We start from the raw sequence: 16647 nt of genomic DNA on the forward strand, positions 1-16647 counted from the left end.
AGTATGTAAAAGATGTTGCAGAGGGAGCTGACATCGACATCATCATCCACCTGTACCCGGCAACAAGCAAAGCTTTCTATCCGGTAGAGACACTGATCAAAATGTGCAAAGAGATCGATCATGTTAAATGTATCAAGATGGGAACACGAGTTACATCTATCTACGAGCATGATGTACGTCTTCTTCGTCAGGAGTGCCCAGACATATCTCTTATCACATGCCATGACGAGACACTGTGCGTAAGCTGGTTCCCAGGAATGGACGGAGCTCTGATTGGATTCGCAGGATGCGTACCGGAGATCATCTGCCCGGCAAGAGAAGTATTTGCTAACCCAGACAAACATACATTAAAAGAAGCTCAGGATTGGTCAGATCGTATCTACCACATTTCCCAGGCAATCTACGGAGGCGGACAGCCATCAGGTGAAGCACATGCAAGATTGAAAGAAGCTCTGAAACAGAGAGGAATCTTCTCTTCAGCACTTATGAGAAAACCGGTTCTTCCGCTGAATCAGGAAGAAAAAGACTGGGTAGCTCTTGGACTTGAGAGAAGCCAGCTTCCGGAAGTTGATATGACTCAGTTCGAAGATAAATAAGACGAAAATTATGATATAACTATAGATGTGGTGTCTGAAATATATACGAAAAAATCATGTTTCAGACATCACTCTTAGAACGGAGGAGCTATGACAGAAAATAACAAAAATCTGGGGATAGATGGATTTGATCCATCAAAAGTCAACAAGCTTTCTGCAAAAGAAATTTTAAAACGTGTAGGTCCTGGAATTGTCCTTACCGGAGTAGTAATCGGACCTGGTAATATTACAACATCTGCAATGATTGGTGCGAATTATGGATACAGCCTGATTTGGCTGATTATACCGATCCTGATCATGGGTGTTACATTCATGCTGACATCCTACCGTATTTCTATGTTGACAGGAATGCCAATCTTACATGCGATCAGACATTATTATGGAAAAGTTGCATCTGGATTCTGTGGTGTTGCATTATTCTTATCCTGCCTGTTCTTTACACTTGGAAATATTTCCGGAACAGGTGCAGGTATGAACCTTGTATTTGGAATCAACTGGAAATTAGGAGCACTGATCATGTTGGCAGTACTTACAGTGCTTTACTTTTCAAAAGGTGTTTATTCAAAAGTAGAAAAAGGAATTTTAGTTTGTATCATTGCTATGATATTTGCTTTCTATGCAACACTGGTTGCAACCGGCGGACCTGACTGGGGTGCAATGGGACATGGATTAACACACTGGAGTGTACCGGAAGGAAGTCTTACAACAGCACTTGCTTATATCAGTACAAATGCAGCTGTGACAGCAGGAATCTATGGAACATATCTCGGTGCTGAGAAAAAGTGGAAAAAAGAGGATTTATTTAACGGAGCAATGAAATGGGATGCAATCGCACATATTGTATCAGTTATCCTGATTTCCGGAGCGATCATGCTGGTTGGAGCAATCGTTCTGAATCCACAGGGAATTCAGATTAAAGCACCGGCACAGCTGGCAGCGCTTCTTGTTCCTTTCCTTGGAAAAGCTTCTAACATTGTAATGGGAGTTGCACTTCTCGGAGCAGGATTCTCTTCACTTCTCGGTAATACGCAGAGAGGTATGGTACTTTTAAGTGCAGGATTCGACAAAGACGTTGCACTTGAGTCCAAGCTGATCCGCTGGGGATGTATGATCACACTTGCATTTGCATGTGTAGTCTGCTTCATCTACGACGGTTCTCCGACACAGCTGATCTTCATTGCTAACATCGCAACATCAATCGCAACTCCGGTTGCAGGTCTTTTCATCACATTGATGTTCTGGAAGAAAGAAGTTCAGGCTGGATTGAAGGCACCAAGAGTACTGCAGGTTCTTATGACAGTCAGTTATCTCTTTACATTAGCAATGACAGTCTCTGCACTTGCAAATTATATTCCGAAGCTGATTGCTTCATTTTCATAAAGATCAGGAAGTATGTGTCCGCTTCTACGGTCTTATAGATAAGAATGAAAAGTCTGGTGATTATCATAACGAGATGGTTGCCAGGCTTTTGTGGCATGTTATAATAGGAAGAGTGATAATTAATCGTACGAGACAGAACAGATGCACAGGAGGAAGAGATGTTATGGCTACATTAAAGGATGTTGCAAAGCTTGCGAACGTAGATGTGAGTACGGTATCCAGAGCATTGAACAATACGTCGTATGTTCATCCGGATACGAAAAAGAAAATATTTAAAGCGGTAGAGCAGTTGAGCTATCGCCCAAATCTGCTGGCGAAAGGTTTGAAACAGGGGAAGAGACGGACGCTTGGAGTAGTTGTACCATCTGTGAATCTTTCTCTTTTTGGTGAGATTGTCCAGGGAATCGAGATGCAGGCAGGTAACAGGGGTTACAGCCTGATGATCTGCATGACAAAAGATGATCCGGATATTGAAGCAGAGTGTCTGAACCGTCTGCGCAATGGACTGGTAGACGGAATCCTGATCGCATCGACCGGACAGAACACAAGATTGATCCGTGATATCAAGGCAAATGGAGTGGCAGTTGTCCAGCTTGTCAGAAATCAGGACAGAAAATTCAGTTCAGTAGAAGCTGACTGCTTCTCCTGCGGATATGAAGCGGCAAAATATCTTTATAAGAAAGGGTGTACAAAGATTGGTTTTATCAACGGATCGACAGAGTTTACACCATATGCGGAACGTTACAGAGGATATCATAAAGCAATGAAAGAACTCGGTCTGAAGGAGTATCAGGTAGAGTCGGGACTGCCGCGTGGAAATTATTTCAAAGATGGTTATAAAGGCGTAGAGCGGCTCAAAGAGGCATTTGATGAAGTAGATGGAATCATGGTTGCTGCGGATATGCAGGGAATCGGAGTACTCCGGGCACTGAAAGAGAGCGGAAAGAAAGTGCCGAAGGAAGTCAAGGTCATCAGCCTTACCGGTCATGCAATCGGAGGAATGCTTGAGACAGCGATGACTTCCATGGAGCTGCCGGGTCGTGAGATGGGACAGAGGGCAGCGGATATGATATTAGAAGATATTGAAGCGGCGGATGATGAGAAACCAAGCGTGCAGCATATGGTGTTTGGAACGAAGTTGATTGAGCGAGAGACGACATAGAAAAAGATTCCCAAATAGGAATCTTTTTTTGAGAATAAAAAAATAAACTCCGAAATGGGAATATTTTTTGAAAAAGAGCATATAGTATGCTATACTTGGAAAAAGGGAGGGACGCTGTATGGTCGAACGTAAGGAATATTTACAAAAGCTATGGTCATGGAAAGACGAGCAGGTGATCAAGGTTGTAACTGGAATCAGGCGCTGTGGAAAATCAACATTATTAAAACAATATCAGAATAAACTAAAATCAGCTGGGGTTACAGAAGAACAAATTATATCAATTAATTTTGAAGAATTAGAAAATGAGCCATTGTTGGACTACAAGTCATTATATCAATATATTAAAGAACGACTTTGCGAAGACAAGATGACTTATATTTTTCTGGATGAGATTCAGAAGGTAACATCCTTTGAAAAAGTGGTAGATAGTCTTCATGTAAAAGAAAATATTGATATTTATATTACAGGTTCTAATGCATATATGCTTTCAGGGGATTTGGCTACACTATTAACAGGAAGATATGTTGAAATTTCTATGTTACCGCTCTCCTTTAAAGAATATGTTGAAATTACAGGAATTCTAAAAGAACAGGCATTTTCAGAATATATGAAAACCGGTGGATTTCCCTACATTGCAGTGATGGACAGAACAGATGAAAAAGTGGAGATCTATCTGGAAGGTATTTATAATACGGTGATTGTAAGAGATATTGAAGATCGTCAGTCAAGAAAAGAGATGAATTGTGGCAAGCGAAAAATCACAGACATTACATTGTTGAAGACAATTGCGCGATATCTGGCAAGTGTGATCGGAAGCCCAATTTCTATAAAAAGTATTACAAATTATTTGATTTCATCAGGTAGAAAAGTATCTGCGAATACGGTGAGTGATTATGTAGATGCGTTGACAGAATCATTTATATTTTATTCAGTAGATAGATTTGATATAGTAGGAAAACAGCTGTTAAAAGTTAATAAGAAGTTGTATATGGTTGATTTGGGGCTTCGCAATCACATTTTGCCAAGAAAGCGTTATGATCTTGGATTTTCTATTGAAAATATTGTTTTTTTTGAATTATTGCGCCGTGGGAATAAGGTGAATATAGGTAAATATGGCGCTACAGAAGTAGATTTTGTTGCTCAAAAACAAGGGGTAATCGTTTATTATCAGGTGACGGCAGATATGACAGCAGAAGAAACTTTTGAAAGAGAAATGAGACCATTACAGGAGATTAAAGACAATTATGAAAAAATTGTTTTAACACTGGATCAATTTTCGCTTGGAAATTATGATGGTATAAAAGTAATTAATGTAATAGATTGGCTTTTGGAAAATTGAAGAAAAAGTCAGGTATTCTGAATTCAGGATTCAAATTCAGAGTACCTGACTTTCTTTTGTGTAAAATCATGATTTTATCAATGAATAGCAGAAAAAAGTGAATAAATTTCATAAATAGATATGAAAATAAGAGAGTTTGTGAAAATTATTTTCTATCCTTTTCTGACAGGTTGTGTATCACAGAAGAGTGCTTTAAGATGAGTGTATTCCAAAAGAGACAAGGAAAGGAGAAGAGAAGTGTTTGATCATTTATTTAAACCGATTTCTGTGAATGGAATGATTCTGAAGAACAGGATCATAGCAACACCGACAGGTGATGATTTCGAAGAAAAGGCAATGGGTGGGGCGGCACTTGTGATTGCAGGACATGCAATCGTGGAACCTGGAAGATCCAGTTTCGCAAGTCCGGAAGAGCCATACCCGTTTGCTAAATACGAAAGAGAAGAGACAAGGAAAAAAGTGCTTAAGATTCACAGAGGTGGGGCAAAGGCCTCCGTTGAAATATTTCATGCAGGTCAGGATGCCAGAACTGTGGATTATGCAAAGGGACCATCTGCACTGATCCGTCCGGATGGGGTTGAAGTAAAAGAGATGGATGAAGAAATGATGGAGGAGACGCTCCGCTGGTATGCAGAAACAGCAGCAAGTGCGAAGAAGATAGGATTTGATTCGATTTTTCTTCATTTTGGACATGGATGGCTGCCGGCACAGTTTCTTTCCCCACATTATAATCATCGCACAGATATTTATGGGGGGAGTATTGAAAACAGAAGTCGTTTCCCACTTCGGATTCTGGAGACAGTGAGAAAAGCAGTAGGGAACAATTATCCAATCGATATCAGAATCAGTGCATATGAATGGATTGAAGATTCTATAAGCTTTGAGGATGTAATGTACTTTTTAAAGAAAGCGGAACCTTATATTGATACGGTTCAGATTTCTTCTGGTATTGACAAGATTTTTGAGGCAAATGTCCATTGTATTACAACAAATCTTGAAGAAGAAATGCCGAATCTGAAATGGGCAAAACAGGCAAAGGCTGAGTTACAGATTCCGGTGTCTGTTGTCAGTGCGGTGATGACACCTGCCATGGCAGATGAAATCATTTCCAAAGGTTATGTAGATATGGTGGCTTTTGGAAGAACGCTTCTTGCGGATCCATACTGGCCGAAGAAAGCAATGGAAGGACATCCGGAAGATATTGTTCCGTGTCTCAGATGCTCGAACTGTTATCATATTTCTTCGGATCACTGGAATGTAGGCTGTTCTGTAAATCCGCGGTATCACCATCAGGAATTTGTTCCGTCTGAAATCAATCTTCCAAAGGCGGAGACAAAAAAACATGTTGTAATTCTTGGAGGTGGTCCGGCGGGAATGAAAGCTGCAATTACAGCAAGTGACCGGGGACATAAAGTAACAATCATTGAGAAACAGAAAGAATTGGGAGGAATGCTCCGGTTTATTTCAAAAGAAGCACATAAAGAGGAAGTTCAGAGACTGTTAGATTATTATCTGACACAGATTTTCAAAAGAGAAATAGAAGTCCTTCTGAATACGGAAGCAGATCCGGAACTGGTAAAAGAATTGCAGCCGGATTCACTTCTTATTGCATTTGGGGCAGTGGAGAGAATTCTTCCAATCCCAGGTGTGGAAGGTGAAAAAGTACAGCTTGCGACAAAAGCAATCGCACATCCGGAGCAGCTTGGTCAGAATATTGTAATTCTGGGCGGTGGAAGTATTGGATGTGAAATCGGACTTGAACTTGCAGAAAATGGGAAGAATGTTACAATTCTTGAATTAACAGATACGCTTGCTGCGAATGCAAATTCTCTGTACAGAGAAGCGTTGAGACAGAAATTTTTACTGCATGAAAATCTTCACAGTCTGTTAAAATGTGGATGCAGCAGGATTGAAGAGGATGTTGTCATCTATAAAAATGAATCTGGGGAAGAAAAGCAGCTTCCATATGACCAGTTGATCCTCTCAACAGGACTTGTGGCACAGAGACAGCTTGTAGAATCCTTTTATGGAATCTGCAGGGATACAGTAGCAATTGGGGACTGTGTCAGCCCGTCTAATATTATGAATGCTAATTTTGAGGGATATACAGCAGCATTAAATATTTAGAAGAAGGAAAAGAGAAAAAGAAAGGGGAACACAAATGAAAGATTATTCAGAATTAATCCAGTCAGTGATCGCCGGAGTTGGTGGGGCAGAAAACATTGAAAACTGCATCCACTGTGCAACAAGACTTCGTTTTACATTGAAAGACGGAACAAAGTTTGATCAGAAAGCATTGAAAGAAACCCAAGGGGTACTTGGAGCGCTTGTAAGTTCCGGTTATTATCAGGTTCTGATCGGACCACAGGTAAATGATGTTTACGCGCAGCTTATGGAGACACCGGAACTGAAGAACATAGCAAAAGAGACAAAGCAGGATGCAGGAAATGAATCTGAAAAGAAGGCAGGGCTGCTGGACAGATTTTCCAAAATGATGTCTGACGTTTATGCACCATATATTCCAATCCTTGCAACAGGTGGTATTGCATCCGGTCTGATCGGACTGCTTGCCAATCTTGGAGTAGTGGACAGTGCAAGTCTTACTTACCAGACATTTTATGCAATTTTTTACTCACTGATCTATTTCTTCCCGATTCTGCTTGCATTTACAGCAGGAAAGCATTTTAAATGTAATCCTTATGTAGCGGTGACACTTGGAGCATCCATCATGTACCCGGGAGTTGCAGATCTTCTTGTAACAGGTGAAAAAGCATCACTGCTTGGTATTAAGTTTACAGCATATAATTTCAGTGGATCATTTATCCCGATCCTGCTTGCAGTATTCTGCATGAGTTATTTTGAAAAATGGTTGAAAAAGATTCTGCCACAGGTGACACAGTTTATTCTTGTTCCGTTCCTGTGCCTGATCGTATTCGTTCCACTCAGCATTCTTGTGTTTGGACCGGCAGGCGGATTTATTGCAAATGGCATCAATGCTGTTTATGGTGTCATAAGTGCAAATAGAATTCTTGTAGGCATTGTGTTTGGTGGCTTATTCTCACTGGTAATTCTTCTTGGTATGCACTGGGCAGTAACACCAATCCTTCTTGGAGTTATGGCAGAGCAGGGATTTGAACCGGCACTGGCAGCAGGTGGACTGGGCGGTTACGCTGCACTTGGAATCTGCCTTGCAGTTGCAGTATTTGCCAAGAACAGTGGAGATAAAGCAACAGCAGGATCTGCTGCATTTACAAATGCTCTTTGTGGTATTACAGAGCCGGGACTTTATGGAATTATTCTGCGAAGTAAATGGCTTCTTGGAACAATGGTCTTTTCTGGTGCAGCAGCGGGACTCGTGTTTGGAATCGGTGGTGTGGCAGCAACGAACTTTGCCTTTACCGGAATTCTGGCATTCAGTGGCTGGCTTGGATGTGTCAACTTCCCGATGTATTGTGTGGGAATTGTTGTAGCAATCGCACTTGGATTTGGAATCACAGCGTTCCTCTTAAAGAGCGGTAAAGTAAAAGAATATAATTAGTTAGTATGGCAATGCATCTCCCCTTTTTTTCTGAGATCTTCTTTGTTAAAATAAATGTAGGTTTTATTTTCGGAAGAAATCAGGAGAAGGGGAGTTATTATGATTATAGAAAAACTGATGAAACAGACAGACTTCACAAAGGTTGAGAAGAGCATAGCAGATTATCTGATGAAGAACGGATTTGATGTAAAGAACATGTCAATTCAGACATTAGCACATGAGACATTTACTTCGCCGTCAACAATCACCAGATTCTGTAAGAAACTTGGATTAGACGGATATAAAAAGTTTCAGATTCTGTTTTATTCAGAGTATGAGGTATATGCAAGTCAGGGGGCAGTAGATGCGAATTACCCATTCTCAGGAAGCGATTCTTTTGAGCAGATTGCAAGAAAGCTCGCGAAGCTGAATCATGACACGATCAATAAAGCAATGTCGGGATTTGATTATAATCAGTTTCAGAGAATTGTCCGTCGGATGAGCCGTGCAGATATGATCAATATTTTCAGTGTTGGAACATCTGCTACGGTGGCGATGGAATTTCAGCAGAAAATGTTACGTTTTGGAAAAATCGTAAATCTGACAATGAGTTCCTGTTTTCTTCCGGGATATGCACTGGCAGGGTCAGAACATACTGTAAATCTGATAATTTCGCAATCTGGCGAGAACAGGGATGTGGTAGAAAGTCTGAAGCTTCTGAAAAAGAAGAAGAGGTATTGCGTTGGTATTACAGTGACACCGGAAAGTACAGTGGCGAGGATGTGTCAGGAAGTGATTCTGGTGGATGTCCAGGAACAGGGATCTTATGAAGAGAAGATTGATACCTTTGCGGTATACAGCGCATTTCACTTTATTCTGGATTGTATGTTCTCATTTCTATATCAGCTTGATTTTGAAAGTAATAAAAAAGAGACACAAGAAAAAGCATATTCAATTAAAGAAAGTAAAAAGCAAGAATAAATAAGGAGCAGATATGGCATTTAGAAAAGATTTTTTGTGGGGAGGAGCATGTGCAGCAAACCAGTTTGAAGGAGCTTGGAACGTGGATGGAAAGGGAATATCAGTTCCGGATCTGTGCACGAATGGAACAAAGCGGAATCCAAAATGTATTACGACAGAGATAAGAGAAAACAGATTTTATCCAAGTCATGAGGCAATTGATTTTTATCATCATTACAAAGAGGATATTGCCCTTTTTGCGGAGATGGGATTCAGAGTTTTCAGAACATCGATCAACTGGACGCGGATTTATCCAACAGGAATGGAAGAAGAGCCGAACGAAAAGGGGCTTGTCTTCTATGAAAATGTTTTTAAAGAATGTAAGAAATACGGGATTGAACCACTGGTAACTTTGAGCCATTATGAGATGCCATATGCACTGGTAGAGAAATATAACGGATGGGCTGACCGGAATGTCATTGCGTTGTTTGAAAAATATTGTTATACAGTTTTTGACCGCTATCAGAATCTGGTGAAATACTGGCTTACCTTTAATGAGATCAATGGAGGTGTAACTCCTCTTGGTACAACCCTGTCTCTTAGTACGGTGAGAGGATATGAAGGACCGGTTGCAGACGCACCGGTAAGTCCACAGGTTCGGTTTGAGGCACTGCATCACCAGTTATTGGCTTCCGCAAAGGTAGTTGCATATGCACATGAGCATTATCCGCAATTTCAAATGGGGGATATGAATGTATTTCTGACGGCGTATCCGCTGACTTGTGATCCGGAAGATGTGCTGGCTGCGCAGAAACACAATCATGTGATTAACTGGTTCTGTTCAGATGTGCAGATCCGGGGAGAGTATCCGTCTTATATGAAACGTTATTTTAAAGAGCAGGGAATCTGTCTGGAAATCAGTGAAGAAGAGAAAGAAATATTAAAAAGAGGAACTGTGGATTTTTATACTTGCTCTTATTATATGTCTTCCTGTATTACAACGCATGAGGGAGAAGCAACAGTGGAAGGCAATCTGGCAGGTGGAGCGAAGAATCCGTATCTGCAGGCCTCCGACTGGGGCTGGCAGATTGATCCGGATGGACTAAGGTATTCTTTGAATGAGATTTATGAACGTTATAGAATACCAATCATGGTTGTGGAAAATGGACTTGGTGCAAGAGATGAAAAGGCAGAGGATGGACAGATTCATGACAGTTACCGAATTGACTATCTGAGAAGACATATTGAAGCTATGTATGAGGCAACAGAAGATGGGGTGGATCTGATGGGTTATACGCCGTGGGGATGCATTGATCTGGTCTCTGCATCAACCGGCGAAATGGCAAAAAGATATGGATTTATCTACGTCAATAAATTTGATGATGGAACCGGGGACCTCTCAAGAGAAAAGAAAGATTCCTTCGATTGGTATAAGAACGTAATCGCAACGAATGGACAATGTTTATGAAAAAGAAAGGTAGAAAGTAAGTATGTTTTCATTTTTTAAGAAGAAAGAAGCACCGGTAGAAGAGAATAAGACACCAGTTCTGACAGCTTATCTGTCAGGAAAGGTAATCCCAATCGATGAAGTAAAGGATGAGGTATTCTCTTCCAAGGCGTTAGGTGACGGACTTGGAATCGAGCCGGAAGGCAATGTGATCGTAGCTCCATGTGCAGGAACAGTTTCAGCACTGATGGAAGGATCCAAACACGCAGTAGGTCTTACACTTTCCAACGGAGCAGAGATTCTGATCCACGAGGGAATCGACACGGTAAATATGGAAGGAGAAGGCTTCAAGTACTTCGTAAAAGAAGGACAGAAGGTCAATGCAGGAGATAAGCTCCTTCAGTTCGATTCGGAGAAGATCAAAGCACACGGATATGAGACAACCTGTATTTTTGTTGTCACAAACGGAGATGAATATCCGGATATGAAGTTACATACAGGAATGGATGCAGTACAGGGTGAGACTGTGATTGCGGAGTTCTAGGAATAAAATCCGACAGAAGATATAAGGATTAGAAGAAAAGACCGATGGGTTCGTCTGAGAGGGCGGGGCATCGGTCTTTTTAACACATTTACGCATACAGGACACCTCTCTTTTCGGGGCAGTGAAAATGAAACAGTATATGTTATTAGTAGCGGATTTTTTTTGCATTTTTTGATCATTTACATCTCCGATCGATATTGTATAATAAAAAATGTAGAAAAATATTAAAACATAGTTGACAGATGGGTTTTATAAGTATATAATACAAACCATCAAAAACACACCGACTAAGTAGGTTAATAAAGAAAGTGAGGATATAGACTATGGCGGCAATTTATAAAGGCACACTTGGACTGATTGGAAACACACCACTTGTTGAACCTGTGAATCTGGAAAAAGAGCTTGGACTTGAAGCAACGATTCTTGTAAAGCTTGAGTATCTGAATCCGGCAGGAAGTGTGAAAGATCGTGTTGCGAAGGCAATGATCGAAGATGCAGAAGAGAAAGGAATCCTGAAAGAAGGTTCTGTTATCATCGAACCTACTTCCGGAAACACAGGAATCGGACTTGCATCAATCGCAGCAGCGAAGGGGTACAGAGCAATTCTTACCATGCCAGAGACCATGAGTGTTGAGCGAAGAAATATCCTCAAAGCATATGGAGCAGAGATCGTACTTACAGAAGGTACAAAGGGAATGAAGGGAGCAATTGCAAAAGCTGAAGAGCTTGCAAAGGAAATCCCGAACAGCTTTATCCCGGGACAGTTCGTTAATCCGGCGAACTCAAAAGCACACAGAGAGACAACAGGACCGGAGATCTGGAAAGACACAGATGGAAATGTTGATATCTTTATCGCCGGTGTTGGTACAGGTGGAACACTGACAGGTGTTGGTGAATATCTGAAGTCCCAGAAACCGGATGTGAAGGTTGTAGCACTTGAGCCTGCAGCATCCCCGGTACTTTCAGAAGGAAAGGGCGGACCGCACAAGATTCAGGGAATCGGAGCAGGATTCGTACCGGATGTCCTTAATACAAAGATCTATGATGAGATATACAAAGCAGACAATGACGAAGGATTCGCAGCCGCGAAGCTTCTTGCAAAGACAGAAGGAATCCTGGTAGGTATTTCTTCAGGAGCAGCACTTTCCGGAGCGATCGCATATGCAAAGAAGCCGGAGAACAAGGGCAAGACAATCGTAGCACTTCTTCCGGATAGCGGAGACAGATACTACTCTACACCACTCTTTACAGAGTAGGCACGAATATCAAGACAACAGCAAGGCATTAATTAAGTAAGATTTTAACTTCCAAGCAGCTCTGGCTGCGGAATAAGAATACAAAACAGGAATTAGAAAAAGGAGAATAAACCCATGGCAAAATTAGAGAGAAAAGACAGAAAATTTAAATTTGAGACATTACAACTTCACGTAGGCCAGGAGCAGCCGGATCCGGTGACAGATGCAAGAGCAGTACCGATCTACCAGACTTCTTCTTATGTGTTCCGCAACAGCCAGCATGCAGCAGACCGTTTCGGACTGAAAGACGCAGGAAATATTTACGGACGTCTGACAAACCCGACAGAGGATGTGTTTGAGAAGAGAATTGCAGCACTTGAAGGAGGTACAGCAGCACTTGCAGTAGCATCCGGAGCAGCAGCAATCACATATACAATTGAGAATCTGGCTCAGCAGGGAGATCACATCGTATCTGCAAAGAATATTTATGGAGGATCTTTCAACCTTCTTGAGCATACACTTCCGAATTATGGAATTACAACAACATTTGTTGACATTTTCAATCTGGAAGAAGTTGAGAATGCAATCCAGGAGAACACAAAAGCTGTTTACATCGAGACACTTGGTAACCCGAACTCAGATGTAGTTGATATTGAAGCAATCGCAAATATCGCACATAAGCATAAAATCCCGCTTGTTGTAGATAATACATTTGCAACACCTTATCTCGTAAGACCAATCGAGTACGGTGCTGACATTGTTGTTCACTCTGCTACAAAGTTCATCGGTGGACATGGAACAACAATCGGTGGAGTTATCATCGAGGGCGGTAAGTTCGACTGGGAGGCTTCAGGAAAATTCCCGTCACTGACAGATCCGAACCCAAGCTATCACGGCATCAGTTTTACAAAGGCTTGCGGACCGGCTGCATTTGTTACAAAGATCAGAGCAATCCTTTTGAGAGATACAGGAGCAACAATTTCTCCGATCAGTTCCTTTATCTTCCTGCAGGGACTTGAGACACTTTCCCTTCGTGTAGAGCGTCATGTGGAAAATGCACTGAAGGTTGTTGAGTATCTGAACAATCATCCACAGGTTGAGAGAGTACATCATCCATCTGTAGATCCGGATCCGAAGCAGCAGGAACTTTATAAGAAATATTTCCCGAACGGCGGTGGTTCTATCTTCACATTTGAGATTAAAGGTGATTCTAAGAAAGCTCAGGATTTCATTGATAACCTGGAACTGTTCTCACTGCTTGCAAATGTAGCGGATGTGAAATCACTTGTTATCCACCCGGCAACAACAACACACAGCCAGTGCACAGAGGAAGAGCTTCTCGATCAGGGAATCAAGCCAAACACAATCCGTCTGTCCATCGGTACAGAGAATATTGATGATATCATTCAGGATCTGGATGAGGCATTCAAAGCAATTCAGTAAATAAGAATCAGAGAAAACAGAAAAATCTGTAAGAAGTAGGAGCAGTAAAAGCTGCTCCTATAGTGTTTAGAAGAAAGGAGTAGAAGCGTTTGAAATTATCAAAGAAAAGTAGATATGGACTGCGTGCTCTTATTGATCTGGCGGTGAATTCACGGACAGAGCTGGTCTCATTAGGAAGTATCGCACAGAGAAATGACATTTCCGCCCAGTATCTTGAGCATGTATTTTCAGCTCTTCGCAAGGCTCATATTGTAAAAAGTATGAAAGGTTCCCAGGGAGGATATTTTCTGGAGAGAGATCCGAAAGAGATCACGGTTGCGCAGATTGTAGAAGCATTGGAAGGAACTTATGATCTGGAAGATGAAGTTGATCGAAACAACGTGGGACGTGGAGATCAGGAAGCAATTCAGCATCTGATCATTGATCGAATCAATGATTGTGTTCAGGAGATTCTGGAAGATGTGACGCTTAAGGATCTTGTGGATGCATACGAAGGGTATCAGGATTCTGTTGAGGGAATGTACTATATTTAATAGAGTGGAACGTAAGGAGCAGAGACAGACAGTATGGCAGAAAATTATCAATTTGAAACACGATGTATTCACGGGGACGGAGGATTTGTAGAGGGACATCCATACGGAGCAGTCTCCGTTCCCATTTTTCAGACAGCAACCTTCGCACACCCGGGAATTGGGAAAAGTACAGGATATGATTATTCTCGTGAGAGCAATCCGACACGGTATGAATTAGAAAGCGTAATGTCCTCTTTAGAAGGAGCGGATGACAGTATTGCGTGCGCGACAGGAATGGCGGCAATTGGAATCTGTCTGGAGCTTTTCGGAGAAGGAGATCATATTTTATGTACAGAAGATCTGTACGGCGGAACTGTGCGAATGTTTGAAAGCATTGGCGAAAAGCGAGGATTAAAGTTTTCTTATGTAGATACTTCAGATATTGATCTTGTAAGAAAGAATATCAGAAAAGAGACAAAGGCACTTTATATTGAGACACCAAGTAATCCAACGATGAGGATTACAGATTTTGCAGAGATGAGAAAACTCGCAGACGAATTCGGGTTACTGATTCTTGCGGATAATACATTCCTTTCTCCTTATTTCCAGAAACCGCTACAGTTGGGTGCTGATATTGTAGTACATAGCGGAACAAAATTTCTTGGAGGACACAATGATGTCCTCGCAGGATTTGTTTGTGTCAAAGGGGAAGAGCTGTCGGAAAAATTGCGTTATACATATAAGACAGTTGGCTGTAGTCTGTCTCCGTTTGACAGTTTCCTTGTACTTCGCGGAATCAAAACTTTATCAGTGCGTCTGGAGCGCCAGCAGGAGAATGCGAAGAAGATCGCACTTTGGCTGAAAAACAGACCGGAAGTGACAGAAGTTTATTATCCGGGTCTGGAAGATCATCCGGGTTACGAGGTGAACCGGAAGCAGGCGACAGGAGCAGGAAGTATGCTTTCTTTCCGTGTAGATACGGTGGAACGTACAAGAAAGATTCTTGAAAGTGTGAAATTGATCTCTTATGCGGAGAGCCTTGGCGGTGTAGAATCATTGATCACATATCCAATGCTTCAGACACACGGTGATGTGCCGGTGGAGATAAGAGAACGTCTTGGAATCACAGAAGATTTCCTTAGAATGTCTGTTGGAATTGAAAATGCTGAAGATCTGATCAAAGATCTGGAACAGGCATTTCAATAAAAGGAGTAAAAATGAGTGAGAAGAATTTGAATTTTGACCAGCCTGTAGAGAGAAGAGGAACCCACAGTCTGAAGTATGATTTTGCAGAAGAAAGAGGGAGAAAAAAAGATATTCTTCCGTTGTGGGTCGCTGATATGGATTTTAAGACGTCATCTTTCGTCCAGGAAGCATTGATCCGTCAGGCAGAGCATGGAATTTATGGATATACAGAGTCAGATCAGGAGTATTACGATGCGGTCAGCTCCTGGATGGAATGCCGTCACGGATGGAAGATCGACAAGGAGTGGATCACAAAGACTCCGGGAATTGTCTTTGCACTGGCAATGGCGGTGAAGGCTTATACAGAACCTGGGGATTATATTCTGATCCAGGATCCGGTCTATTATCCATTCCGGGAAGTGATTGAAAGCAATGACCGTAAAGTGGCCGCCAATATCCTTATCTGTAAGGAAGATGGATCTTATGCGATTGATTTCGAAGATTTTGAACGCCAGATCGTGGAAAAGGGTGTGAAATTATTCTTATTCTGCAGCCCACACAACCCGGTCAGCCGGGTATGGACAAGGGAAGAAGTGGAGCGTCTGGGAGACATTTGCCTAAAGCATCAGGTGATTATTGTAAGTGATGAGATTCATGCAGACTTCGTATTTGAAGGGAAGCATCAGGTGCTTGTAGATCTTAAGGACGAGTATAAAGACATTACAGTGACATGTACTTCCCCGGGGAAGACATTCAATCTTGCTGGACTTCAGATTTCCAATATTATCATTCCAAATGCAAGTCTTCGCAAGGAATTTCAGCATCAGGTAACTGCAGCCGGGTATAGTCAGGTCGGCGCACCCGGAATCTTTGCGCTGATCGCTGCGTATACTCAGGGCGAAGAATGGTATCAGGCGATGAAACAGTATGTGAAGTCGAACATTGATTTCCTTCATACATGGATGGCAGAACATTTACCACAGATCAAGGTGACAAAGACAGAAGGGACCTATCTCGTCTGGATGGATTTCCGGGCATTAGGGCTTTCAGATAAGGAACTAAAAGAACTGATAGAAGATAAGGCAGAGGTTTGGCTGGATGGAGGAGCGATCTTCGGAGAGTCTGGAAGTGGTTTTGAGCGGATCAACGTGGCTTGCCAGAGAGCGACGCTTGTGGAAGCGTTGGATCGGATTGAAAAAGCAGTGAAAGAAAAGGTTCACGGATGATTAGATAAAATAGAAACAGAAAAAGATGGATAAGCAATAAAAGCATTACTTATCCATCTTTTTCTATGTAGATCTGATTTCCCATTGTATTGAAACAACTG

14 protein-coding genes are annotated in these 16647 nt (G+C 41.8%); all 14 read left to right on the forward strand.

Annotated elements, in window-relative coordinates; genetic code table 11:
• On the forward strand, positions 1 to 596 hold a 596-nt coding region (locus LI162_RS13045), incomplete at its 5' end, for a dihydrodipicolinate synthase family protein (protein ID WP_226866368.1).
• Between the two features lie 90 nt (positions 597 to 686).
• Complete coding sequence (locus tag LI162_RS13050) at positions 687 to 1976, forward strand: Nramp family divalent metal transporter (protein WP_020437120.1); 1290 nt, start codon at positions 687 to 689, stop codon at positions 1974 to 1976.
• Positions 1977 to 2139: 163 nt separating this feature from the next.
• On the forward strand, positions 2140 to 3138 hold the full coding sequence (locus LI162_RS13055; protein WP_226866367.1) for a LacI family DNA-binding transcriptional regulator: 999 nt from the start codon (positions 2140 to 2142) through the stop codon (positions 3136 to 3138).
• Between the two features lie 118 nt (positions 3139 to 3256).
• Positions 3257 to 4477 carry an ATP-binding protein gene (locus LI162_RS13060; protein ID WP_020437118.1) on the forward strand — a complete coding sequence of 407 codons (1221 nt, stop codon included), beginning with the start codon at positions 3257 to 3259 and terminating at the stop codon, positions 4475 to 4477.
• A gap of 237 nt (positions 4478 to 4714) precedes the next feature.
• Positions 4715 to 6604 carry an oxidoreductase gene (locus tag LI162_RS15775; protein ID WP_020437117.1) on the forward strand — a complete coding sequence of 630 codons (1890 nt, stop codon included), beginning with the start codon at positions 4715 to 4717 and terminating at the stop codon, positions 6602 to 6604.
• A gap of 34 nt (positions 6605 to 6638) precedes the next feature.
• The gene (locus tag LI162_RS13070; RefSeq protein WP_020437116.1) at positions 6639 to 8015 is read left to right on the forward strand and encodes a PTS transporter subunit EIIC; all 1377 of its coding nucleotides are present in this window, start codon (positions 6639 to 6641) and stop codon (positions 8013 to 8015) included.
• 99 nt (positions 8016 to 8114) lie between these two features.
• Positions 8115 to 8975: a MurR/RpiR family transcriptional regulator gene (locus tag LI162_RS13075; protein WP_020437115.1), complete on the forward strand. Its 861-nt coding sequence runs from the start codon at positions 8115 to 8117 to the stop codon at positions 8973 to 8975.
• 13 nt (positions 8976 to 8988) lie between these two features.
• Positions 8989 to 10422 (forward strand): glycoside hydrolase family 1 protein, encoded by a 1434-nt coding sequence (locus LI162_RS13080; protein ID WP_020437114.1) that lies wholly within the window; start codon positions 8989 to 8991, stop codon positions 10420 to 10422.
• A gap of 22 nt (positions 10423 to 10444) precedes the next feature.
• Positions 10445 to 10945: a PTS sugar transporter subunit IIA gene (locus tag LI162_RS13085; protein ID WP_020437113.1), complete on the forward strand. Its 501-nt coding sequence runs from the start codon at positions 10445 to 10447 to the stop codon at positions 10943 to 10945.
• Between the two features lie 323 nt (positions 10946 to 11268).
• On the forward strand, positions 11269 to 12201 hold the full coding sequence (cysK, locus tag LI162_RS13090) for a cysteine synthase A (protein WP_015530088.1): 933 nt from the start codon (positions 11269 to 11271) through the stop codon (positions 12199 to 12201).
• A 114-nt stretch (positions 12202 to 12315) separates the two neighbouring features.
• The gene (locus LI162_RS13095; protein WP_015530089.1) at positions 12316 to 13623 is read left to right on the forward strand and encodes an O-acetylhomoserine aminocarboxypropyltransferase/cysteine synthase family protein; all 1308 of its coding nucleotides are present in this window, start codon (positions 12316 to 12318) and stop codon (positions 13621 to 13623) included.
• A gap of 89 nt (positions 13624 to 13712) precedes the next feature.
• Positions 13713 to 14156: an RrF2 family transcriptional regulator gene (locus tag LI162_RS13100; protein WP_020437112.1), complete on the forward strand. Its 444-nt coding sequence runs from the start codon at positions 13713 to 13715 to the stop codon at positions 14154 to 14156.
• A gap of 33 nt (positions 14157 to 14189) precedes the next feature.
• On the forward strand, positions 14190 to 15341 hold the full coding sequence (locus LI162_RS13105) for a trans-sulfuration enzyme family protein (RefSeq protein WP_020437111.1): 1152 nt from the start codon (positions 14190 to 14192) through the stop codon (positions 15339 to 15341).
• 11 nt (positions 15342 to 15352) lie between these two features.
• Entirely contained in the window at positions 15353 to 16546 is a 1194-nt protein-coding gene (locus LI162_RS13110) for a MalY/PatB family protein (protein ID WP_020437110.1), read from the forward strand.
• The last annotated feature ends 101 nt before the right edge of the window (positions 16547 to 16647 follow it).

The sequence above is a fragment of the Mediterraneibacter sp. 210702-DFI.3.120 genome (genome assembly GCF_020561005.1).
Lineage (GTDB): Bacteria > Bacillota > Clostridia > Lachnospirales > Lachnospiraceae > Mediterraneibacter > Mediterraneibacter faecis.